This window comes from Vibrio sp. IB15 (genome assembly GCF_016406055.1).
GTDB lineage: Bacteria > Pseudomonadota > Gammaproteobacteria > Enterobacterales > Vibrionaceae > Vibrio > Vibrio chagasii.
In genome coordinates, this window is sequence record NZ_JAEFCE010000119.1 from 1 (window position 1) to 3,279 (window position 3,279).

The 3,279-nt window shown below is 42.0% G+C and carries 8 protein-coding genes; 2 read left to right on the forward strand and 6 right to left on the reverse strand.

The window, feature by feature from the left end; all coding sequences use genetic code 11:
- From JC606_RS22825 to JC606_RS22845, 5 genes are all read right to left on the reverse strand, one after another.
- A partial coding sequence (locus JC606_RS22825; protein WP_198779509.1) for a LysE family translocator occupies nucleotides 1-291 on the reverse strand: 291 nt, incomplete at its 3' end.
- A 187-nt stretch (nucleotides 292-478) separates the two neighbouring features.
- Complete coding sequence (locus JC606_RS22830) at nucleotides 479-691, reverse strand: hypothetical protein (protein WP_198779510.1); 213 nt, start codon at nucleotides 689-691, stop codon at nucleotides 479-481.
- 6 nt (nucleotides 692-697) lie between these two features.
- Nucleotides 698-865: a hypothetical protein gene (locus JC606_RS22835; protein WP_198779511.1), complete on the reverse strand. Its 168-nt coding sequence runs from the start codon at nucleotides 863-865 to the stop codon at nucleotides 698-700.
- Between the two features lie 65 nt (nucleotides 866-930).
- Nucleotides 931-1,245, reverse strand: a complete 315-nt coding sequence (gene yqfB, locus JC606_RS22840; RefSeq protein WP_198779512.1) for a N(4)-acetylcytidine aminohydrolase — start codon at nucleotides 1,243-1,245, stop codon at nucleotides 931-933.
- Between the two features lie 46 nt (nucleotides 1,246-1,291).
- The gene (locus tag JC606_RS22845; protein WP_198779513.1) at nucleotides 1,292-2,149 is read right to left on the reverse strand and encodes a LysR family transcriptional regulator; all 858 of its coding nucleotides are present in this window, start codon (nucleotides 2,147-2,149) and stop codon (nucleotides 1,292-1,294) included.
- A gap of 86 nt (nucleotides 2,150-2,235) precedes the next feature.
- On the opposite strand from JC606_RS22845, the gene JC606_RS22850 reads away from it, so the two are divergent.
- Both JC606_RS22850 and JC606_RS22855 read left to right on the forward strand, forming a co-directional pair.
- Nucleotides 2,236-2,475 (forward strand): DUF2798 domain-containing protein, encoded by a 240-nt coding sequence (locus JC606_RS22850; RefSeq protein WP_137407626.1) that lies wholly within the window; start codon nucleotides 2,236-2,238, stop codon nucleotides 2,473-2,475.
- The gene (locus JC606_RS22855; RefSeq protein WP_102425075.1) at nucleotides 2,468-2,755 is read left to right on the forward strand and encodes a putative quinol monooxygenase; all 288 of its coding nucleotides are present in this window, start codon (nucleotides 2,468-2,470) and stop codon (nucleotides 2,753-2,755) included. Before JC606_RS22850 ends, JC606_RS22855 begins: the two co-directional genes overlap by 8 nt.
- 86 nt (nucleotides 2,756-2,841) lie before the next feature.
- On the opposite strand, the gene JC606_RS22860 is transcribed toward JC606_RS22855, so the two are convergent.
- Complete coding sequence (locus JC606_RS22860) at nucleotides 2,842-3,210, reverse strand: Imm39 family immunity protein (RefSeq protein ID WP_198779514.1); 369 nt, start codon at nucleotides 3,208-3,210, stop codon at nucleotides 2,842-2,844.
- Nucleotides 3,211-3,279 lie beyond the last annotated feature (69 nt).

Genomic DNA, 3,279 nt, shown 5'->3' on the forward strand with positions numbered 1-3,279 from the left:
TTTTAGCCATGTACGTAATAAATTGACTCCAAGCCAAGATAGATAAATTGCCCCAACAATTTTGATTACCAATACCAAAGGTGGCATCGCTTGCATCAGTTTTCCCAAGCCAAATGCTACTAACAGTGTTTGAATTAATCCCGCAATGAAAATACCAACTGACACCATTACTCCAGCTTTAAAGCCACGAGTCGAAGAATATGTTGATATGAGTACTAAATCTGGGCCCGGAGAAATTGCTAAGAATATAGTGGTAACAAAGAATAGTGGCAATATTGTGGTATCAATCATTTTTTACTAGCTCCTTTCTGTTTGCCAGACTTTACCGATTAATCATTTGAGATGAAAGCTGAATGAATGCCACGGGTAAAAATTCAGCCCGTGAAGGTTTTGGACAAAAGCTTGGCTTCGACATAGCTAACCTAGAATGTTACGGATTAATTGGAGTATGAAAAAGTTGTCCGAAAGCTGCGCCTTGTTAGCTGCTGTGAGCATCCAGTCTATAGATAGTAAATGCGATACTTTCTCCTGCTAATCTTGGATCACTAGTCTCGATTGGTGCTGATAGATATGTAATACCCACATCAACTATTACCTCAGGATCTATTTCTGTCACGATACCATATGCACGATAGCGCCAGCCCCACTGGTGGTTTAGCTCTTTCTTGGCTTCAGGATTACCTGAAAACATTGACTCTCATTCTTCGTCTTCATAATGGAGGCCGACTGATAAACAGATATCGATATTTTCTCCAGCCTGATATCTATCGCCCCCAAAGTCGTCCATTACAACAACATTGACACCATCTAATTCGATGATTGCTTCAAGATATTCAACTTCCGTTTTTTTAAAAATTGCTCTCATAGTTTCCCAACTAAAAACGCCCTGTTATACGCGTGCTTCTATGTACTTCATAACTTGCAGACTTGTTAATCAACGACTTTGAAGCTTATAAAACACAAGCTCTTGTCTGATGGATATATCTTTCGCAAGATCCATTTGAGCATGAAGACAAATGGAAGGTTTTCTGCTTTTGCATGCTTTCTGTTGAGTTTACCAAAGTTCACATGCTCAACACCGACAATTTCTAGTCTACAGATTTTTCGCCCATCTTCGTGAGTAAGTGCTTCAACAACCTGCCCCGGGTAATAATGGCTTTCAGATTTATCCCTAATCGTTGCAGTCTTTTTACCAGAAAGAATCTGGCGCTCTAGCCTTGTGAAAAATGTAATTTTATCCACCATTGAACACCTACTTCCTTACCGATTCTTCCAAAGATATACCGCCCAATCACGTCAAATCAACCTTGCGCCCTTGTAAAGCGCGAGTGTTTTGAACACAGCTCTCGATACATGTGATCAGATCTTGGGACAGTGACGAAGGCTTTGGTTTATTCGCCCACAAGGCATACATAGGCCGAGTAAAAAGTATTTCAGAGTCGTATTGAATGTGCCCGGACATCTCACTATTCAAATCGGCGATCTCTGTCATCGGCAATAGGCCTACCCCCATGCCTGACGCGACCAGTTTACGTACCAAGGTAATGTCGTTGACCCGAGAAACCTTGGAGTATTGCCGCTCGATACTTAGCAAGTCTTGCCCTGAAATTTGCGTCTTAGAGTACGGCATAATAAGTCGGTCTCGGCTTTTGGAGTCTCTTCTTGAGACAAGGCATACGGCAATGTTGGCTAACTTTTTCTGGTAAAAAGACGAGTCTCTTTGCTCTCCACAACGTATCGCTAAATCAAAAGAAGTTTGGCTGAGCAGTACATTTGTATTGGCAGGCTCAATAACGACATCCACATGACTTTTCTCTAGCAGAAAGGCTTCAAGCGCTGGGTATAGTTGGCCAATGATTAAGTTTCGTGGGCAATGTAAGACGAAGGAAACCGCTTCACTTTTCGAACTTTCAGTTACAGCCTGATGAAGATTTAGGGTAGTCTCGCCAAGCTGTTCAAATAACCCTTTACCAAAGCTGGTGAGTTTGACTCCCCTAGAGGAGCGAATAAAGAGTGACTCACCTAATCTCTCTTCTAATAATAAGATGCGTTTGGACAAGGTAGGCGCGGTAGTTGTTAAGTCTCGTGCCGCTTTTGAATAACTGCCTCGACGGGCTACTTCAACAAATAATAAAAAATCATCCAGCATAAGGTTTTCCGCAATCTTAGTGTTCTAAAGCTCGTATGGCTGAGGATACGATAAATCCATACAGTATACAGACCGGAGGAAGCGCTATGAAAAAACTTTTGTTCACTGCTCTGTTCTCATGTGCGATGTCAAGTATGGTGTCCGCGTGGGTTACTTACATCAATCTCGGTTTACCAGAGGATTTCATCAGTCGATGGGGCTTTGCCTTTATTAATGCTTGGCCGGCTTCGTTTGCAGCGGCCTACTTGTTGAATAAACCAATCATGGTATTAACCCAAAAATTGATGGGCCAATTTACCCCCCAAAAGGAGAAAAACAATGCTTAGTGTTGTGGCTTTTATTACCCCAAAAAGTGAATTTTATGCGGAGTGCAAACAAAAAGCTGAAGGCATTCTAACTGCTACTCGAGAAGAAGCGGGTTGCTTGCGTTTTGAGCTATATGAAAACAAAGCGAAAGATCAGCTTATCTTGGTTGAAAACTGGGTCGACCAAGCCGCCCTAGACGAACACTATGCCCAGCCATATATCACACCGATATTTGAGTTTTATAAAACCGCATTAGCTCATGAGCCACAAATACACAAAATGACCAATGTAAAGGGTTAATTCTCAGATATATCTGAGTAAGTCACTAGGTAGGTATTGGCCTCACCTACCTACCGTTTAAAAGTTGCTTGAGCTTTAAACGTTTGTTATGTGTAATTTTCGGCCAACCCATATTTTGCCGATACTTGTTGAATTGATTGCTCAGCCAACTCCATGACGAGACTTTGCAACTCCCCACGTTTATCTGCTTCTTTTAGTACCGTTAGTGAAGTTGTTATAGAAACGTTTAGCTCACTGTATTTCTTATTAATAGAACCAAACTCAACAGCGCGAGAGTCATCACTTCCGTATCTAATGATCAAGCTTAATGTATGGAAAGGAGCTTTATCTGACCAACCACTGCCTTCGAGCGTAGGTTCTAATATGGAACAGACCTCTTGAATACAAACCCCCAGGTTTTTAGGTCGCCCTTTTACCAATCCTACACCACCAATTAATCTCCGTTTAGCGCTCATATCTCCCCTTACACATAGACATAATGACCCCCACGAGGTGCTAGCCTCCAATTTCGTGGGTTAGCGTAA